This is a genomic window from Parabacteroides distasonis (assembly GCF_004793765.1).
GTDB classification, from domain to species: Bacteria; Bacteroidota; Bacteroidia; order Bacteroidales; family Tannerellaceae; genus Parabacteroides; species Parabacteroides distasonis_A.
In genome coordinates, this window is the sequence record NZ_SRYM01000116.1 from 1 (window position 1) to 1,784 (window position 1,784).

The 1,784-nt window shown below is 36.3% G+C and carries 2 protein-coding genes; both read left to right on the forward strand.

Translation table 11 applies throughout. The features are described 5' to 3' along the window. The first annotated feature begins 151 nt into the window (after positions 1-151). A complete protein-coding gene (locus E5342_RS18915) occupies positions 152-1,057 on the forward strand; it encodes a hypothetical protein (protein ID WP_121737521.1) in 906 nt (301 codons plus the stop codon). Positions 1,058-1,140: 83 nt separating this feature from the next. After that, positions 1,141-1,611, forward strand: a complete 471-nt coding sequence (locus tag E5342_RS18920; RefSeq protein ID WP_236651581.1) for a Crp/Fnr family transcriptional regulator — start codon at positions 1,141-1,143, stop codon at positions 1,609-1,611. The last annotated feature ends 173 nt before the right edge of the window (positions 1,612-1,784 follow it).

The window sequence follows — 1,784 nt, forward strand, 5'->3', positions numbered from 1 at the left end:
AGCCGCCGTCTTAGGTGAAGGAGCCAGTCGAAAGAGTGGCTCCTTTTTTTGTTATATACTCTCTGTCTTTTTCTATTTTTAGGTGTGCTTTGTTGTTCGGATGGATAAGAAATTGTAATTTTGTACTATTTGTAATAGCTAAGAACCTCATATGGACACTGAAAAAAAAGAGAATAAAGAAGTGAATAAATTTTCGCTACTTATCGTAGCGGTTATAGTATTGGTACTGATTATTGTTGGTGCCGGTTATTATATTTATCATCAGAAGCAGCAAATGACTGATTTGGTGGAAACTTTTGATCTAGAGAAAGAATCTTTGGAGGATGAATATAATGAATTGTCTCTTCAATATGAAGGTTATAAGTTTAGCGTAGGCAATGATTCCCTTGTTGCTCTATTATCTACGGAGCAAGCGAAAGTACAACGTTTATTGGAAGAATTGCGTACGGTGAAGGCCACGAATGCCAAGGAAATAGCTCGTTTGAAAAAGGAATTGAATACCTTACGTAAAATCATGCGCAACTATGTTATCCAGATTGATTCCTTGAATCGTGAGAATGAGCAATTGAAAGTTGAGAAGAAAGAGGCTGTTCTGAAATATCAGAGGGCTACTTCACAAGCAGCTACCTTGAAAAAGGAAAAAGAGAAATTGACGGAAAGAGTAACGTTAGCTAGTCGTTTGGATGCGACAGACATTAACGTAACTCCTGTTAATTCTCGAGGTAAATTAGCTAAGCGTATTAAGAAGATGCAACAATTTGTTGTGACTTTCAAGATAGTGAAGAATATAACCGCTCCTGTCGGTGAAAAGATGGTATATGTACGGATCATGAAACCTGATGACGATATATTGGTGAAAAGCCGTGCAGATGTATTCGCTTTTGAGGGGAAGGAAATAAATTATTCTATGAAGAAAATGATAGAATATGAAGGTGAGGAGGTAGCTGTGACTATGTACTGGAATATAGAGGAATTCTTATCTCCAGGTACTTACCGTGTGGATATTTTCTCTGATGGTAATTTGATCGGACAGAAGAGATTTACTTTGGATGATTAACTATGAAATTATCTCCAGACTTTGAGAAGTTCCTAAGTTTTATTCCGAAGATATTGTCTCGAGATGAGTCTTTTCTAAAAGATTTGAAAAGTTATACTCGAGGCGTGACAATCCGGAAAGGGGATTATTTGATTCGTACGGACGAGTTATGCCTAGATGCCTACTTTATTAATAAAGGGCTTTTTTTCAATCAATATATTAATGAGAATGGGAATGAATGTGTAACCGGTTTCTCCTCGGATAGTATGTATACTTTTGTTTCTACGATTGGTTATTTTACACAAGTTCCTTCCGAGTTTGAGGTGAAAGCTATCGAGGATGGTGAATTACCTTGTTTTTCCAGAACAGATATCGAACGTTTGTCGTTGGGATATCTAGCTTTCGATGCCTGTTATCAGAATGTGATGCTGATGATTATTTCCAAGCTCTATTCAATGTTCGCTGTTCGTCAGACTTGTAAGGTGGAAGAGTTCCTGAAATATCTTTATACGAACCACCAATGGATCGTAAGCCAGGTTGCTGATAAACATATAGCTCAAATATGGGGGGAGTGATTCTTGGTATTGTAAGTTGAAGAAACGTACCCTTTATTGAATTAGTTCAATTTTATATTTGCTTTAAACCTATATTTTTGTGCTGGTTTTGCTATATTTGATGCAATTTAAGGTTATTTAACGAGAGTTCGATATAATCAGAAAAAATTTGATTGATTCAGTCAAAATTGCAC